This is a genomic window from Microbacterium telephonicum (assembly GCF_003651225.1).
GTDB classification, from domain to species: Bacteria; Actinomycetota; Actinomycetes; order Actinomycetales; family Microbacteriaceae; genus Microbacterium; species Microbacterium telephonicum.
Map to the genome: position 1 here is coordinate 820,964 of NZ_RCDB01000003.1, position 15,428 is coordinate 836,391.

Annotated in this window: 12 protein-coding genes; 7 read left to right on the forward strand and 5 right to left on the reverse strand. The window is 71.8% G+C overall.

The genetic code is table 11. The features are described 5' to 3' along the window. Positions 1–33: 33 nt before the first annotated feature. Positions 34–1,914: a DEAD/DEAH box helicase gene (locus C7474_RS13370; RefSeq protein WP_121060796.1), complete on the reverse strand. Its 1,881-nt coding sequence runs from the start codon at positions 1,912–1,914 to the stop codon at positions 34–36. A gap of 278 nt (positions 1,915–2,192) precedes the next feature. Between C7474_RS13370 and C7474_RS13375 the strand changes: the two genes are divergently transcribed. Next, positions 2,193–3,941 carry a thiamine pyrophosphate-binding protein gene (locus C7474_RS13375; RefSeq protein WP_121060632.1) on the forward strand — a complete coding sequence of 583 codons (1,749 nt, stop codon included), beginning with the start codon at positions 2,193–2,195 and terminating at the stop codon, positions 3,939–3,941. Positions 3,942–4,141: 200 nt separating this feature from the next. Here the strand turns inward: C7474_RS13375 and C7474_RS13380 are convergent, their stop codons facing one another. Both C7474_RS13380 and C7474_RS13385 read right to left on the reverse strand, forming a co-directional pair. Then, positions 4,142–6,040 carry an FAD-dependent monooxygenase gene (locus tag C7474_RS13380; RefSeq protein ID WP_121060634.1) on the reverse strand — a complete coding sequence of 633 codons (1,899 nt, stop codon included), beginning with the start codon at positions 6,038–6,040 and terminating at the stop codon, positions 4,142–4,144. Between the two features lie 19 nt (positions 6,041–6,059). After that, entirely contained in the window at positions 6,060–7,454 is a 1,395-nt protein-coding gene (locus C7474_RS13385; protein ID WP_121060636.1) for an MFS transporter, read from the reverse strand. Positions 7,455–7,566: 112 nt separating this feature from the next. Between C7474_RS13385 and C7474_RS13390 the strand changes: the two genes are divergently transcribed. From C7474_RS13390 to C7474_RS13415, 6 genes are read left to right on the forward strand one after another with little or no spacing between them, the layout of a single operon-like run. Further along, the gene (locus tag C7474_RS13390) at positions 7,567–9,060 is read left to right on the forward strand and encodes a fumarylacetoacetate hydrolase family protein (RefSeq protein ID WP_121060638.1); all 1,494 of its coding nucleotides are present in this window, start codon (positions 7,567–7,569) and stop codon (positions 9,058–9,060) included. Next, complete coding sequence (locus C7474_RS13395; protein ID WP_121060640.1) at positions 9,057–9,746, forward strand: GntR family transcriptional regulator; 690 nt, start codon at positions 9,057–9,059, stop codon at positions 9,744–9,746. Before C7474_RS13390 ends, C7474_RS13395 begins: the two co-directional genes overlap by 4 nt. After that, entirely contained in the window at positions 9,743–11,257 is a 1,515-nt protein-coding gene (hpaE, locus tag C7474_RS13400) for a 5-carboxymethyl-2-hydroxymuconate semialdehyde dehydrogenase (protein WP_121060642.1), read from the forward strand. Before C7474_RS13395 ends, hpaE begins: the two co-directional genes overlap by 4 nt. A 31-nt stretch (positions 11,258–11,288) precedes the next feature. After that, a complete protein-coding gene (gene hpaD / locus C7474_RS13405) occupies positions 11,289–12,458 on the forward strand; it encodes a 3,4-dihydroxyphenylacetate 2,3-dioxygenase (RefSeq protein WP_121060644.1) in 1,170 nt (389 codons plus the stop codon). A 55-nt stretch (positions 12,459–12,513) separates the two neighbouring features. Next, positions 12,514–13,299: a 2-keto-4-pentenoate hydratase gene (locus C7474_RS13410; protein ID WP_121060646.1), complete on the forward strand. Its 786-nt coding sequence runs from the start codon at positions 12,514–12,516 to the stop codon at positions 13,297–13,299. Continuing rightward, the gene (locus tag C7474_RS13415) at positions 13,284–14,087 is read left to right on the forward strand and encodes an HpcH/HpaI aldolase family protein (protein ID WP_121060648.1); all 804 of its coding nucleotides are present in this window, start codon (positions 13,284–13,286) and stop codon (positions 14,085–14,087) included. The genes C7474_RS13410 and C7474_RS13415 overlap by 16 nt, the downstream gene beginning before the upstream one ends. Positions 14,088–14,228: 141 nt before the next feature. Here C7474_RS13415 and C7474_RS13420 read toward each other — a convergent pair whose 3' ends face one another. Together C7474_RS13420 and C7474_RS13425 are read right to left on the reverse strand one after the other, a co-directional pair. Next, positions 14,229–14,960, reverse strand: a complete 732-nt coding sequence (locus tag C7474_RS13420) for an EI24 domain-containing protein (RefSeq protein WP_121060650.1) — start codon at positions 14,958–14,960, stop codon at positions 14,229–14,231. A 70-nt stretch (positions 14,961–15,030) separates the two neighbouring features. Next, positions 15,031–15,333 (reverse strand): DUF1540 domain-containing protein, encoded by a 303-nt coding sequence (locus C7474_RS13425; protein WP_121060652.1) that lies wholly within the window; start codon positions 15,331–15,333, stop codon positions 15,031–15,033. Between the last annotated feature and the right edge of the window lie 95 nt (positions 15,334–15,428).

Here is a 15,428-nt window from a genome sequence, read left to right on the forward strand (position 1 = left end):
GCCGGCCCGGCCGGCCCGGTGTCAGTCGCGGTGTCAGTCGCGGTGGCGGGGCTTGCGCGGCGGCCGGTCGTCGCGGTCCTGACGCGGCCGGTCGCCGTAGTCGCGACGCGGACGGTCGTCGTGGTCCCGGCGGGGACGGTCGCCGTAGTCCCGGCGCGGCCGGTCGTCACGGCCCTGGTAGCCGCCGCCGTCGCGGTCGCGGCGACGGGGAGCCCCGGTGTCGAGGCGCAGGTCGATGAGCTGACCCGAGATGCGGGTGTCCTTCAGCCGTTCGAGCGTCTCGGCGGACAGGTCGGCGGGCAGCTCGACGAGCGAGAAGTCGGGGCGGATCTGGATCGCGCCGAAGTCGTCGCGGCGCAGACCCCCCTCGTTCGCGAGGGCGCCGACGATCTGGCGCGGCTCGACGCGCTGACGGCGGCCCACGGCGATGCGGTACGTCGCGAGGCGGCTGTCGCGCGGGCGACGCGGACGGTCGTCGCGGTCACTGCGGTCGTTCCGGTCGAAGCGGTCGCTGCGGTCGCCGCGGTCTCCGCGGTCGAACCGGTCACGCGCGGCGGGCTCGGGGTCGGGCTCGAGCAGCAGCGGCGACTCGCCCTGCGCGACGACGGCGAGCGCGGCGGCGACGTCGGCCTCGGGCACGTCGTGGTGACGCACGTAGTGGGCGATGATGTCGCGGAAACGCTCGACGCGGTCGGTCTGCGACAGCGCCTCGGTGATGCGGTCGTCGAAGCGGGCCAGACGCGTGACGTTGACGTCATCCGCGGTCGGCAGCTGCATCTGCTCCATCGGCTGGCGCGTGGCCTTCTCGATGCGGGCGAGGAGCCCCCGCTCGCGCGGGGTGACGAAGCTGATCGCGTCGCCGGTGCGGCCGGCGCGCCCGGTGCGGCCGATGCGGTGCACGTACGGCTCGCTGTCGGTGGGGATGTCGAAGTTGACCACGTGGCTGATGCGGTCGACGTCGAGTCCGCGCGCGGCGACGTCGGTCGCGACGAGGATGTCGAGCTTGCCCGACTTCAGCTGGTTGACGGTGCGCTCGCGCTGGGCCTGCGCGACGTCGCCGCTGATCGCGGCGGCCGAGTACCCGCGGGCGCGCAGTTTCTCGGCGAGCTCCTCGGTGATGCTCTTGGTGCGCACGAAGATGATCATCCCCTCGAAGTTCTCGACCTCGAGGATGCGGGTGAGGGCGTCGACCTTCTGCTGGAACGAGACGACGAGGTACCGCTGGCGGATGTTCGCGGAGGTCTGCGTCTTCGCCTTGACCGTGATCTCCTCGGGCATGTTCAGGTACTGCTGCGACATGCGGCGGATGGCGGGCGGCATCGTCGCGGAGAACAGCGCGACCTGCTTGGTGTCGGGGGTGTCGGCGAGGATCGTCTCGACGTCCTCCGCGAAGCCCATCTGCAGCATCTCGTCGGCCTCGTCGAGCACGAGGAACTTCAGCTCCGACAGGTCGAGGGTGCCCTTGTCGAGGTGGTCCATGATGCGGCCGGGGGTGCCGACGACGATGTGCACACCGCGGCGCAGCGCCGACAGCTGCACGCCGTAGCCCTGCCCACCGTAGACGGGGAGGATGTGCACGCCCTTCATCCGCGAGGCGTACTTCTCGAACGCCTCGCACACCTGCAGCGCGAGCTCGCGCGTCGGGGCGAGCACGAGGGCCTGCGGGGTCTTCTGCGTCACGTCGAGCTGCGCGAGCACCGGCAGCGCGAACGCCGCCGTCTTTCCGGTGCCGGTCTGGGCCATGCCGACGACGTCGCGACCTGCCAGCAGCGGCGGGATCGTCGCCGCCTGGATCGCCGACGGCGTCTCGTAGCCGACGTCGTCGAGTGCCTTGAGCACGGCGCCCTCGAGCCCCAGGTCGGCGAAGGTCGGGCCGGCCGGCTCCTCGACCGGGGCATCGACGGATGCCTCCACGGGAGCCTCGGCGGTGTCGTCTGCGAAGTCGTCGGTCGTCGGGTCCTGCGGGGCGGATTCGTCGGAAGTCACGTCTCAGGGTAGCCCGCCCCGCCTGAGAATCGGGGGTCGGCATCCGTGGGCGATGATCGTATACGATCGCGCCGTCCGCGGGTATACTCAGGACGTCCGGCCGCGACGACCGCCGCCGGTGCCCGCAAAAGGGGCACGCAGCCACCGCATCGCCGCGGACGCGAGACACATACGGCATCCGTCCACCCGTCCGTTTCGGAGTCCCCATGCCCACCGTGTCCGCACACGTCGCCCTCACCCTCGCCCGTCACATCGACCACGTCTTCGGGGTGATGGGCAACGGCAACGCCCACTTCCTCGACGCGCTCGAGCGTGCCACCGACGTGCACTACACCGCCGTGCGCCACGAAGCCGGCGGTGTCGTCGCCGCCGACGCCCACTTCCGCGCGGGCGGCGGGCTCGCGGCGGCGACCGCCACCTACGGCGCCGGCTTCACCAACACGCTGACCGCCCTCGCCGAGGCGGTGCAGGCGCACGTGCCGCTCATCCTCGTCGTCGGCGACGAGCCGACGTCGGGTCCGCGCCCGTGGGACGTCGACCAGATCGCGCTCGCGTCGGCCGTCGGCGCACGCACCTACACGGTCGGCCGGGCCGACGCCGCCGCGACGACGGTCATCGCCATCGAGCACGCCCTCGCCTACCGCGTGCCGACGGTGCTCGCGATCCCCTACGACGTCGCGAAGCTCGAGGCGGGCGCGGTGCCCGAGGCGCCCGAACCGCGCGTGCCGGCCCCGCTCACCCCGGTCTCGCCCTTCGCCGTCGCGACCCTCGACGGCATCGCCGACGCCCTCGCGAGTGCGCGGCGTCCGATGCTCATCGCCGGCCGCGGCGCATGGCTGGCCGGAGCGGGCTCCGCCCTCGACGCCCTCGCCGACGCGACCGGCGCCCTCACCGCCACGACCGCGCTCGGCCGCGGCGTCTTCTCACGCGGCGAGTACGACCTCGGGGTGACCGGCGGCTTCGGCGCCGACGGAGCCATGGAGCTCATCGCGCGCGCCGACGTCGCCGTCGTGTTCGGCGCCTCGCTCAACCAGTTCACGATGCGCTTCGGCGCGCTCTTCTCCCCCGGCACGCGCATCGTGCAGGTCGACACCGCCCCCGCCGCGACCCATCCGCACGTCGGCACCTACCTGCGGGCGGATGCCGCCGTCGCCGCCGCCGCGCTCGTCGAGCGCCTGGCCGCGCGCCTCGCCGCCGCGCGCGCGTCGGCCTCGGACGCGTCGGCCTCGAGAAACCACTCCGGCACCGAGAAACCAACGCACGACGTGAGTCTCGCGACGGGAGTGGTTTCTCGCGAGCGGTGGTGCAGCGCCGACGACGTGGCGACGGCGCGCGGCTACGCGGCCGGGGAGCGGGCGGCATCCGACGGGCGCCTCGACCCGCGCTCGGCGGCAGCACGCCTCGGGCAGCTGCTCCCCGACGACCGGGTGGTCGTCTCCGACGGTGGTCACTTCATCGGCTGGGCGAACATGTACTGGCCGGTCGCCTCGCCCGACCGGATGATGATGATCGGCACGGCCTACCAGTCGATCGGCCTCGGATTCCCCTCCGTCGCCGGTGCGGCGCTGGCCCGACCGGAGTCGACGGTCGTGCTCACCACCGGCGACGGCGGCGGGCTCATGGCGCTCGCCGACCTCGAGACGGCGGTGCGGGTGGCCGCCGGCCGCGGGCTCGCGGTGGTGTGGAACGACAACGCCTACGGCGCCGAGATCCACCTGTACGGCGCGCAGGGCCTCGCCCGCGAGCCGATGCTCATCCCCGAGGTCGACTTCGCAGGGCTCGCCGCCGCGGTCGGTGCCGACGGCGTCGTCGTGCGCACCCTCGACGACCTCGCGGCGCTCGAGCGCTGGGCGGCGACCCCCGTGTCCGACCGCCGGTTCCTGCTGCTGGACCTCCGCATCAGCGGCGCCGTGCGCGCCCCGTACCAGGACGAGATCCTGCGTGTGAACTCCTGACGCCGTTCACAACTCCGGAGTTCCGAGGTCGGGCCGGATGCACGGCCCGACCGAACTCCTCCACTTCGGGTGGCGGCCGCCCGGCGACGCCCGTGATTCCGGGGAGGACGGGCCGCGCGGTCGACGGAGTGGAGGAGTTGCGGCGCGGGCGCCGGCCGGATCTCCGGAGTTGTGAACGCGCCGGCCCGCGCACCCCGGGCTCAGCGGGCGGCGGATGCCGGGCGCAGCGCCCCGGCGAAGAACGCGGCGAGCTCGTCGGTCGCCGTCAGCGGCAGCACGGCCGCCACGTACTGGTCGGGCCGCACCACGACGACCACGCCGTCCCGCGACAGCGCGCGCTCGTCGAAGATGTCGACGCGGTTCCAGGCGCTCGGGGCGGCGGCGAACACCTTCTCCCAGTCGACGAGGCCGAGCGGACCGCTGCGGGGTCGGAACAGGGCCGGCACCCGCGCGACGTCGACGTCTTCGTGCGCCTGCTGGTAGACGACCTTGACGTCGAAGACGGCGTCGACGTCGGCGCCCGCCGGCGTGTGCCGCGCGACGAAACCCTCCTCGGAGCCCGCCCACGCGGCCCAGTCCGCGAGCGCCGAGGGCACCCCGGGCGCGGCGGCGTCGGCGAACGCGTACACCCGCCAGCGGCCGTCGGCCTTCGCATGGTGCCCGAGGTGCACGGCGTTGCCGTCGGCGACCAGGGACACCGTCGCGCTCTGGAACCGCTTGCCGAGAGGGAAGCCTCCCGCGAGGTGCTGATGCTCGGCACCGCCGACGATCGCCGACGGCCCGTACTGCGTCATGAATCCCGACGGGAATTCGGCGGTCGCGAGGTAGTAGGTCGCGAGCTCGCCGGGATCGGAGATCTCCTCGGGTTTGCGCGCCATGAGCGCCGACCATTCGCGGTCGAAGTCGATGAGCTGCTGTGCGACGGGCCGGCGCTCGGCCGCGTAGGTCGCCAGCAGGTCCGGATCGGCGAGGCCGGTGAGCACGTGGCCGAGCTTCCAGCCGAGGTTGAACCCGTCCTGCATCGACACGTTCATGCCCTGACCGGCCTTCGCACTGTGGGTGTGGCAGGCGTCGCCGGTGAGGAAGACCCGCGGATGCCGGCGCTCCCCCGCATCGACGTCGTCGAAGCCGTCGGTGACCCGATGACCGACCTCGTACACGCTGTGCCACGCCACCTCCTTCACCTCGACCGTGTAGGGGTGCAGGATCTCGTTCGCGCGGCGGATGACCTCGTCGAGCGGGGTCTGCCGCACCCGGTGCGCGTCGTCTTCGGCGACGGCGCCGAGGTCGATGTACATGCGGCTGAGGTAGCCGCCTTCGCGCGGGATGTGCAGGATGTTGCCCGCCGAGGAGTTGATGGCGCATTTGGTGCGCCAGTCGGGGAAGTCGGTCTCGACGAGCACGTCCATCACGCCCCAGGCGTGCAGGGAGACGCCGCCGACGTGCACACGTCCGATCGCCTCGCGCACGCCGCTGCGGGCCCCGTCGCAGCCGGCGACGTACTTCGCGTGGATCGTGCGCTCCTCGCCGGCGCGCGGCCCCGCGACGTGCCGCACGCGCACGGCGACGGGGTATTCGCCCTCGCCGACGGTGAGCCCCAGGAATTCGACGCCGTAGTCCGGCTCGATGCGGCCGGGCCCGTATGCCGCGGCTTCGGCGAAGTAGTCGAGCACGCGCGCCTGGTTGACGATGAGGTGCGGGAACTCGCTGATCTGCAGCGCGTAGTCCTCCGTGCGGGCGGTGCGCACGATGTTCTCGGGGTGCTCCGGGTCGGGGCCCCAGAAGTTCATGTACGCGATGTTGTACGCCTCGGCGACGATGCGCTCCGCGAACCCGAACGCCTGGAACGTCTCGACGCTGCGCGGCTGGATGCCGTCGGCCTGACCGCGCACAAGTCGTCCGTCGCGCCGCTCGATGATGCGCGTCGTCACCTGCGGGAACTGCGACATCTGCGCGGCCAGCAGCATCCCCGCCGGCCCCGACCCGACGATGAGCACATCGGTGCGGTCGGGGAGGTCGGCCGGGCGCTCCGTGCCGGTGTCGGATGCCGGGAGCACCCGCGGGTCGCCCGACACGTAGCCGTGGTGGTGGAACTGCATCGCGTGGCCCTTCCGGTGATCAGGCCTTGGCGAGCCCGTAGACGGGGCTCTTCTCCTGCTCGGCCTCGTGGTCGGGGCCGAGCGGGATGCCGCTGCGGTCCTTGAGCAGCAGCGTCGCGACGAGGCCGAGCACCGTCATGCCCGCGAGGTACCAGGTGACGCCCATGGTCGAGCCGGTCGCCTGCACGATCGCCTGGGCGATGGTCGGCGCGAAGGCGCCGCCGAGGATCGCCCCGATCGCGTACGAGATCGAGACGCCCGAGAAGCGGATCGAGGCGGGGAAGAGCTCGGAGTACAGCGCGGCCTGCGGCCCGTAGGTGAATCCGAGACCGACGGTGAGCACGACCAGGCCCAGGGTGAGGTTCACGATCGAGCCCGAGTTGACGAGCGGGAACAGCAGGAACACGCCCGCCAGCTGCAGCACCCAGCCGATGATGTAGGTGGTGCGGCGGCCGATGCGGTCGGAGAGCCAGCCGGCGATCCACGTGAACACGAGCCACGAGACGGCCGAGAGGGTGACGGCGCCGAGCACGTCGGCGGTGGTGAGACCGACCGGCCCGTTCGGGTCGGTCGCGTAGCGCTGGATGTAGCCGCCGGTGGTCATGTAGCCGACGGCGTTGTTGCCGGCGAAGACGAACGCGGCGATGACCACCAGCAGCGCGTGCTTACGGAACAGCTGCACGATCGGCATCCGGGTCTCTTCCTTGCGCTCGGCGAGCTCGGTGAACACCGGGCTCTCCTCGACGCGGCGGCGGATGTAGTAGCCGACGAGGATGAGCACGACCGACAGCAGGAACGGCACGCGCCAGCCCCACGCGAGGAACGCGTCGCCGGGGGCGATGAGCGCCATCAGCCCCATGACGCCGGAGGCCAGCAGCAGGCCGAGGGGCACGCCGATCTGCGGCGAGGCGCCGAACAGCCCACGCTTGGTCTTGGGGGCGTGCTCGACGGCCATCAGCACGGCGCCGCCCCACTCGCCGCCGGCGGAGATGCCCTGCAGGATGCGGAGCGTGATCAGCAGGATCGGCGCGGCCATGCCGATCGCGGCATACGTCGGCAGCAGACCGACCAGCGTCGTCGCGACGCCCATCAGGACGAGGGTGAGCATCAGCACGAGGCGGCGGCCGTACTTGTCGCCGAGGTGCCCCGCGAGGAAGGCGCCGAAGGGGCGGAAGAGGAAGCTGATGCCGACCGTGATGAACGACAGGATCTGCGCGAATCCCTCGCCGGCCGGGGCGAAGAACAGCTGACCGAACACGAGGCCGGCGGCCGAGGCGTAGATGAAGAAGTCGTACCACTCGACGGTGGTGCCGACGACCGTCGCGAACACGACGCGTCGGCGATCGGCGTGGGTGGCGATCGTGCCGGTGGGGGTGAAGCCCTCCGGGACTCTGCGGGAGGCGGGTGCGCTCATGGTCGTTGACTCCTATGTCGATCCGACGTCTTCGTCGAGCGGGACGGTGGCGCTTGCCCGCTCGAGACCGATAATATACGATTTCAGATACGACGCAAGAGCGAGGGAGCTCATGACCATCGACCACACCAGCGCCGATCCACGCTTCGCCGGCCTTCCCGGCCGCCCGGGCAAGATCGTCGCGGTCCACCTCAGCTACGCCTCGCGCGCCGCCCAGCGCGGTCGCACCCCCGAGGCCCCGTCGTACTTCTTCAAGGCGTCGAGCTCGGTCGCCGCCTCCGGCGGCACCGTGGAGCGCCCCGCCGGCACCGAGCTGCTCGCCTTCGAGGGCGAGATCGCGCTCGTGATCGGCGCGCCCGCGCGTCGGGTGGGCGAGGACACCGCGTGGGACCACGTCGCGTGGGTGACGGCATCCGACGACCTCGGTCTGTACGACCTGCGGGCGAACGACAAGGGCTCGAACGTGCGGTCCAAGGGCGGCGACGGCTTCACGCCGATCGGGCCCGACCTCATCGACGCGCGCACGGTCGACCCGGGCGCGCTCCGCGTGCGCACGTGGGTCAACGGCACGCTCGCGCAGGACGACACGACCGCCGGGCTTCTCTTCCCGCTGGCCCGGATCGTCGCAGACCTGTCGCAGCACTTCACGCTCGAGACGGGCGACGTCATCCTCACCGGCACGCCCGCCGGCTCGTCGGTCGTCGTCCCCGGCGACGTCGTCGAGGTCGAAGTCGACAGTCCCGCGACCGGCGCCACCAGTGGACGTCTCGTGACGACGGTCGTCGAGGGTCCGGATGCCGGCTTCGATGCCGCCCTCGGATCGCTCCCCGCCGTCGACGACACGCAGCGCGAAGAGGCGTGGGGATCCCGCGCCGCCGCGGGCCTGGCGCCGGAGTCCGAGTCCGAACCCGTCACGCTCACCCCCGCGCTGCGTGCCAAGCTCGCCGAGGCGCCCGTCGCCGGGCTCTCGCAGCAGCTGCGCAGGCGCGGCCTCGACAACGTCTCCATCGACGGCGTGCGGCCGCTGCACCCCGACGCGAAGCTCGTCGGCACGGCCCGCACCCTGCGGTTCGTGCCGAACCGCGAAGACCTGTTCGCCTCCCACGGCGGCGGCTACAACGCGCAGAAGCGCACCTTCGACGCCGTCTCAGAGGGCGAGGTCATCGTCATCGAGGCCCGCGGCGAGGCCGGATCGGGCACCCTCGGCGACGTCCTCGCCATCCGTGCCCATGCCCGCGGCGCCGCCGGCATCGTCACCGACGGTGGCGTGCGCGACCTCGACGCGGTCGCGGCGGTCGGCATCCCGGTCTACACGACCGGCGCCCACCCGGCCGTGCTCGGGCGGCGGCACGTGCCGTGGGACCACGACCTCACGATCGCGTGCGGCGGCGCCACCGTGCAGCCCGGCGACATCATCGTCGGCGACGCCGACGGCGTCATCGTCATCCCGCCCGCGCTCGCCGACGAGGTCGCGGATGCCGCGCTCGCGCAGGAGGTCGAGGACGCGTGGGTCGCCGCCCGCGTAGCGGAGGGGCATCCGATCGAGGGGCTCTTCCCGATGGACGCCGCCTGGCGCGCCCGCTACATCGAGGAGACCGGCCGATGACCACTCCCCAGGTCGCGGCCGGCAGCAAGTCGCAGGTGGCCTACGACTGGATCCGCGAGCGCATCGCGCGCCACGAGTTCGGCCCCGGCTACCGCCTCGTACTCGGGGCGATCGCCGCCGAGCTCGACATGAGCGTCGTCCCCGTCCGCGAGGCCATCCGGCGTCTCGAAGCCGAACACCTGGTGACGTTCGAGAAGAACGTCGGCGCCCGCGTCTCGGTCGTCGACGAAGACCAGTACGTCCACACGATGCAGACCCTCGGACTGCTCGAGGGCTACGCGACCCGGCTGGCGGCCCCCCACCTGACCGCCGACGACCTCGCCCACGCCGCCGAGATCAACGCCCGCATGCACCGGCTGATCGACGACTTCGACCCGCACGTGTACACCCAGCTCAACCAGCGCTTCCACGCCGTGCTGTTCGACCGCTGCCCGAATCCCGATGTGCGGGACCTGGTCGAGCGCACGTGGGGGCGCCTGGCGGGTCTGCGTGACACGTCGTTCTCGCTCATCCCGCACCGGCCCCGCCACTCCGTCGAGGAGCACGACCGCATCCTCGACCTCATCCGCGACGGCGCCGACCCCACCGAGCTCGAACTCACGACCCGCAACCACCGACTGCGCACGCTCGACGCGTTCCTCGACGCGCGGCATCCGGAGACCGCCCACCGATCGGAGACGACATGACCACCGCCCCCGCGCTCGACGCGCGTCATGTTCCGGCAGCGCTGCCGGACCGCATCCGCCACTACATCGACGGCGCCTTCGTCGACTCGCAGGACGGCGACACGTTCGACGTGCTCGAGCCGGTGAGCAACGAGGTGTACGTGCAGGCCGCGGCCGGCAAGAAGGCCGACATCGATCTCGCCGTCGCCGCCGCACGTCACGCGTTCACCGACGGACCGTGGCCGCGGATGCTGCCGCGCGAGCGCTCCCGGGTGCTGCACCGCATCGCGGACATCGTCGAGTCACGCGATGCCCGCCTCGCCGAGCTCGAGTCGTTCGACTCGGGGCTGCCGATCACGCAGGCGCTCGGGCAGGCCCGCCGGGCCGCCGAGAACTTCCGCTTCTTCGCCGATCTCGTCGTCGCGCAGGCCGACGACACCTTCAAGGTGCCGGGTCGGCAGATCAACTACGTCAACCGCAAGCCCATCGGCGTCGCGGGGCTCATCACGCCCTGGAACACGCCGTTCATGCTCGAGTCGTGGAAGCTCGGACCGGCGCTGGCCACCGGCAACACCGTCGTGCTCAAGCCGGCGGAGTTCACACCGCTGTCGGCGTCGCTGTGGGCGGAGATCTTCGAGGAGGCGGGGCTGCCTCAGGGCGTGTTCAACCTCGTCAACGGCCTCGGCGAGGAGGCCGGCGACGCGCTCGTGAAGCATCCCGACGTGCCCCTCATCTCGTTCACCGGCGAATCCTCGACCGGCAAGCTCATCTTCGCCAACGCGGCCCCGCACCTGAAGGGACTGTCGATGGAGCTGGGCGGGAAGTCTCCCGCGATCGTGTTCGCCGACGCCGACCTCGACGCGGCGATCGACGCGACGATCTTCGGGGTGTTCTCGCTCAACGGCGAACGCTGCACGGCCGGCAGCCGCATCCTGGTGCAGCGCGAGGTCTACGCCGAGTTCGTCGAGCGCTACGCGGCGCAGGCGCGGCGCGTGAGGGTCGGCTACCCGCACGACCCCGCGACCGAGGTCGGCGCGCTCGTGCACCCCGAGCACTTCGCCAAGGTCATGTCGTACGTCGAGATCGGCAAGACCGAGGGACGCCTGGTCGCCGGCGGCGGTCAGCCCGACGGCTTCGCGTTCGGCAACTTCGTCGCCCCGACGGTGTTCGCCGACGTCTCTCCCGACGCGAGGATCTTCCAGGAGGAGATCTTCGGCCCGGTCGTCGCCATCACCCCGTTCGACACCGACGACGAGGCGCTCGCGCTCGCCAACGACACGAAGTACGGCCTGGCCGCCTACGTGTGGACGAACGACCTGAAGCGCGCGCACAACTTCTCGCAGGCGATCGAGGCGGGCATGGTGTGGCTCAACTCGAACAACGTGCGCGACCTGCGCACCCCGTTCGGCGGCGTCAAGGCCTCCGGCCTCGGGCACGAGGGCGGCTACCGCTCGATCGACTTCTACACCGACCAGCAGGCCGTGCACATCACGCTCGGCGAGGTGCACAACCCCACCTTCGGCAAGCACTGACCTCCGCAGACCGACCAGCAAGGACGCTGACATGACTTCCCACCGCGATCAGATGACCCTCACCTCCTCGGGCTACTACGTCTCCCCCGAGGCCCCGATCCACGCCGAGAACCCCGTCGCCACCCCGCAGTCGGCGCCGCCCGACATCCTGCGCTGCGCCTACATGGAGCTCGTCGTCACCGACCTCGCCGCGTCGCGGGAGTTCTACGTCGACGTGCTCGGCCTGTACGTCACCGCCGAGGACGACGACGCGGTCTACCTGCGCTCGACCGAGGAGTTCATCCACCACAATCTCGTGCTGCGCCGCGGGCCGATCGCCGCCGTCGCCGCCTTCAGCTACCGCGTCCGCTCGGCGGAGGACCTCGACCGCGCAGTCGCGTTCTACACCGAGCTCGGCTGCCGCGTGGAACGGCGTGCGGAGGGCTTCGTGAAGGGCATCGGCGATTCGGTGCGCGTCGAGGACCCGCTCGGGTTCCCGTACGAGTTCTTCTTCGAGACGACGCACGTCGAGCGCCTGAGCTGGCGCTACGACCTGCACACCCCCGGCGAGCTCGTGCGTCTCGACCACTTCAACCAGGTCACACCCGACGTGCCGCGGGCCGTGCGCCACTACCAGGATCTCGGGTTCCGGGTCACCGAGGACATCCAGGACGAGGACGGCACCGTCTACGCGGCGTGGATGCGGCGCAAGCCCACCGTGCACGACACCGCGGCGACCGGCGGCGACGGGCCGCGGATGCACCACGTCGCCTTCGCGACGCACGAGAAGCACAACATCCTCGCGATCTGCGACAAGCTCGGGGCGCTGCGCCGCTCGGACGCGATCGAGCGCGGCCCCGGCCGCCACGGGGTCTCGAACGCGTTCTACCTGTATCTGCGCGACCCCGACGGGCACCGCGTGGAGATCTACACGCAGGACTACTACACCGGCGATCCCGACAACCCGGTCGTCACGTGGGACGTGCACGACAACCAGCGCCGCGACTGGTGGGGCAACCCCGTCGTCCCGTCGTGGTACACCGAAGCTTCGCTCGTGCTCGACCTCGACGGCAACCCGCAGCCGGTGCGCGCCCGCACCGACGCGTCGGAGATGGCCGTGACGATCGGCGCCGACGGTTTCAGCTACACGCGCCGCGACGAGGGCGAGTCGTCGATGCCGGAGTACAAGCAGGGCGAGTACAAGCTCGGGCACCAGCTGTGAGCCTGCCCGCGCGTTTCGACTCGCTCCGCTCGCTCAACGACCGAATGGACTCCCCATGCTGACACCCGAGGCGATCGCCTCCCTCGCCGACGAGCTCGCCGAGGCCGATCGCGCGCACACCGTCATCCCGCGCATCACGGCACGCCACCCGGATGCCACGGTCGAGGATGCGTACGCGATCCAGGCGGTCTGGCGCGACCGGATGACGGCATCCGGGAGGCGCCTGGTCGGTCGCAAGATCGGGCTCACCTCGAAGGCGATGCAGCAGGCGACGGGCATCACCGAGCCCGACTACGGAGTCATGTTCGACGACACCGTGTACGACGACGGCGCCGAGATCCCGGTCGACCTGTTCTCGAACGTGCGCATCGAGGTGGAGCTCGCGTTCGTGCTCGCTTCCCCGCTCGAAGGGCCCGACTGCACGCTTGCGGACGTGCTCGCCGCCGTCGACCAGGTCGTGCCGGCGCTGGAGGTGCTGAACTCGCACATCGAGCTGGAGGGCCGCACGATCGTCGACACCATCAGCGACAACGCGGCCTACGGGGCGATGGTGCTGGGCTCGACGCGGCGACGGGTCGACGAGGTCGACCTGCCGTGGGTGCCGGGCGTGCTCAGCCGCAACGGCGAGATCGAGGAGACGGGCGTCGCGGCCGGGGTGCTCGGGCACCCGGCGAGTGGCGTCGCGTGGCTCGCGAACAAGCTGCACCAGCACGGTGACAGACTCGAGGCGGGCGAGATCATCCTGGCGGGGTCGTTCACCCGGCCGATGTGGGTCTCGCGCGGCGACACCGTCCACTGCGACTACGGACCGATGGGGACCATCACATGCCGATTCGTCTGACCCCCACCTTCCGTGACGCGCTCGCGGCGTCAGGCCGCCCGCTCGCCGGCGCCTGGGCGTGCACGGGCTCGCCGCTGGTGACCGAGATCGTCGCGGGTGCGGGTCTGGACTGGCTGCTGATCGACATGGAGCATTCGCCGCTCGGCCTCGAGTCGGTGCTCGCGCAGCTGCAGGTCGCGGCCGGCTACCCCACGACCCCCGTCGTGCGGGTGCCGTTCGGCGATGTCGTGACGATCAAGCAGGTGCTCGACCTGGGCGCGCAGAACCTGCTCGTGCCGATGGTCTCCTCGGCGGCGCAGGCCGAAGAGGTCGTCGCGGCCGTGCGCTACCCGCCGCGCGGACGTCGCGGCGTCGGATCGGCGCTGGCGCGCTCGGCACGCTGGAACCGCGTCGACGACTACCTGCAGAACGCCGACGCGCACGTGTCGCTGTTCGTGCAGATCGAGACCGTCGAGGGCGTCGAGAACGCGGCCGCGATCGCGGCGGTCGACGGCGTCGACGGCGTGTTCGTCGGACCGAGCGACCTCGCTGCGTCGATGGGCGTGCTCGGGCAGCAGACGCACCCCGACGTCACCGCCGCGGTGCTGCGTGCGTTTGCCGCCGTCCGCACGGCCGGCAAGCCCGTCGGCGTCAACGCGTTCGACCCGGCCGTCGCACAGGCCTACGTCGACGCGGGCGCGTCGTTCCTGCTCGTCGGGGCGGACGTCGCCCTGCTCGCCCGGGCGACGGAGAGCCTGGCGCAGCGCTGGGTGCCCGCATCCGACGACGGGGGACGCGCCTCGTATTGAGGCCGGCGCACGTCGGGCGGGCTGTCGCGCCGTTCAGTTCTCAGGATGGCTGCCCGCGGTCCCGGCCGCCGGCCGCCGGATTCCCGCGCACCCCGGGCCGTCTGACCGCCATCCGTCCTGAGAAGTGAACAGGCAGGCGGCTCACACCGGGTCGCCGTGCAGTTCGCGGCTGAGCACGGTGGCGCCGGCGACGGCGGCCGGCATCGTGATCACGGCGCCGAGCGGCACGAGGAAGCACAGCTGCGTGGCGACGCCGAACCCCAGCACGCGGGCGCGGTGCGCGCGGCGCAGGCGCCGCCGCTCGGGCGCCCGTACGCCTCGGGCGGCGAGCCCGCGCGCGGTGAGCTCGTCGGCGAGCAGCCAACCCGTGCACAGCACCGCGACCACCGCGCTGACCGCGCCGCCGACGACGGGGATGAGCCCGAGCAGCGCGGCGATGAGGGCGAACACGATGCCGCGCACGACGAGCACGAGCCCGTCGCGCACCGAGCGCCAGAAGCCGGAGATGTCGGCGATGTCGGGGCTGCCGAGGTCGGCCTCGACGGCGCGCCAGATGCGCTCGTAGAACGGGTCGCCGATGATGAGGGTGAGCGCCGTGAACGAGACCGCCGCCAGCACGATGGCCGCCCCGAGCATCGCGGTGCCGATCGCGACGCGCAGCACCGTGGCCCAGAATCCGGGCCAGCCGTCGGCGAACGGGGTGACGGCATCCGTCAGCGCCGGCAGCGAGACGCCGAGGGCGACGAGGGCGGTCAGCAGCAGCGCACCGGCGATCGCGGCCGGGATGATCCCGAGCGCCATGGGCCCCGGCAGCCGCCGCCAGTAGCCGAAGCCGCGGCCGAGCACGGCCATCCCCCCGACGAACGCACGCATCGCCCTCAGCCTACGGCGCGGGAGGGGATCGCCGGAGCCGTGGACCGGGGCCTCAGCGTGCGCGGCGGGCTCAGGCCTGGGCGAAGGTGAGGCAGTCGGCGGCGTCGGCGCCGGGGCCGATGCGCACGGCGGCGGCGGTGCACTCGAGCGACTCGTTGTGCACGCAGTCGGCGCGCTTGCAGGCGCCCACGTGCGTCACGACCTTGTCGAGGCCACCCTTGGTGCCCAGCGGCACGAAGGTCGCACACTCGACGTCGCCGGCATCCTTGCCGATCGTGACGGCGGCGGCGTGGCAGTGCGAGTGGTCGTTGTACGAGCAGCCCGCCACCGAGCACTCGGAGATGCGGGACAGGTCGTCGAGGGTCATGCTCATGGGAGCCTCCAGGGTTCGTCTGCCGCCGACGGTACGCCGATCGACGCGTCGGCGTAACCCCTACGGCCGTGTTTTATCCCTGGTCAGACCTGAAA

Bases quoted from the DNA above. Each gene is read 5' to 3' on its own strand.
- hpaD (WP_121060644.1), top strand. From the start codon at position 11,289: ATGACTTCCCACCGCGATCAGATGACCCTCACCTCCTCGGGCTACTAC.
- C7474_RS13390 (WP_121060638.1), top strand. From the start codon at position 7,567: ATGACCATCGACCACACCAGCGCCGATCCACGCTTCGCCGGCCTTCCC.
- C7474_RS13410 (WP_121060646.1), top strand. From the start codon at position 12,514: ATGCTGACACCCGAGGCGATCGCCTCCCTCGCCGACGAGCTCGCCGAG.
- C7474_RS13395 (WP_121060640.1), top strand. From the start codon at position 9,057: ATGACCACTCCCCAGGTCGCGGCCGGCAGCAAGTCGCAGGTGGCCTAC.
- C7474_RS13415 (WP_121060648.1), top strand. From the start codon at position 13,284: ATGCCGATTCGTCTGACCCCCACCTTCCGTGACGCGCTCGCGGCGTCA.
- C7474_RS13380 (WP_121060634.1), bottom strand. From the start codon at position 6,040: ATGCAGTTCCACCACCACGGCTACGTGTCGGGCGACCCGCGGGTGCTC.
- C7474_RS13385 (WP_121060636.1), bottom strand. From the start codon at position 7,454: ATGAGCGCACCCGCCTCCCGCAGAGTCCCGGAGGGCTTCACCCCCACC.
- hpaE (WP_121060642.1), top strand. From the start codon at position 9,743: ATGACCACCGCCCCCGCGCTCGACGCGCGTCATGTTCCGGCAGCGCTG.
- C7474_RS13425 (WP_121060652.1), bottom strand. From the start codon at position 15,333: ATGAGCATGACCCTCGACGACCTGTCCCGCATCTCCGAGTGCTCGGTG.
- C7474_RS13420 (WP_121060650.1), bottom strand. From the start codon at position 14,960: ATGCGTGCGTTCGTCGGGGGGATGGCCGTGCTCGGCCGCGGCTTCGGC.
- C7474_RS13375 (WP_121060632.1), top strand. From the start codon at position 2,193: ATGCCCACCGTGTCCGCACACGTCGCCCTCACCCTCGCCCGTCACATC.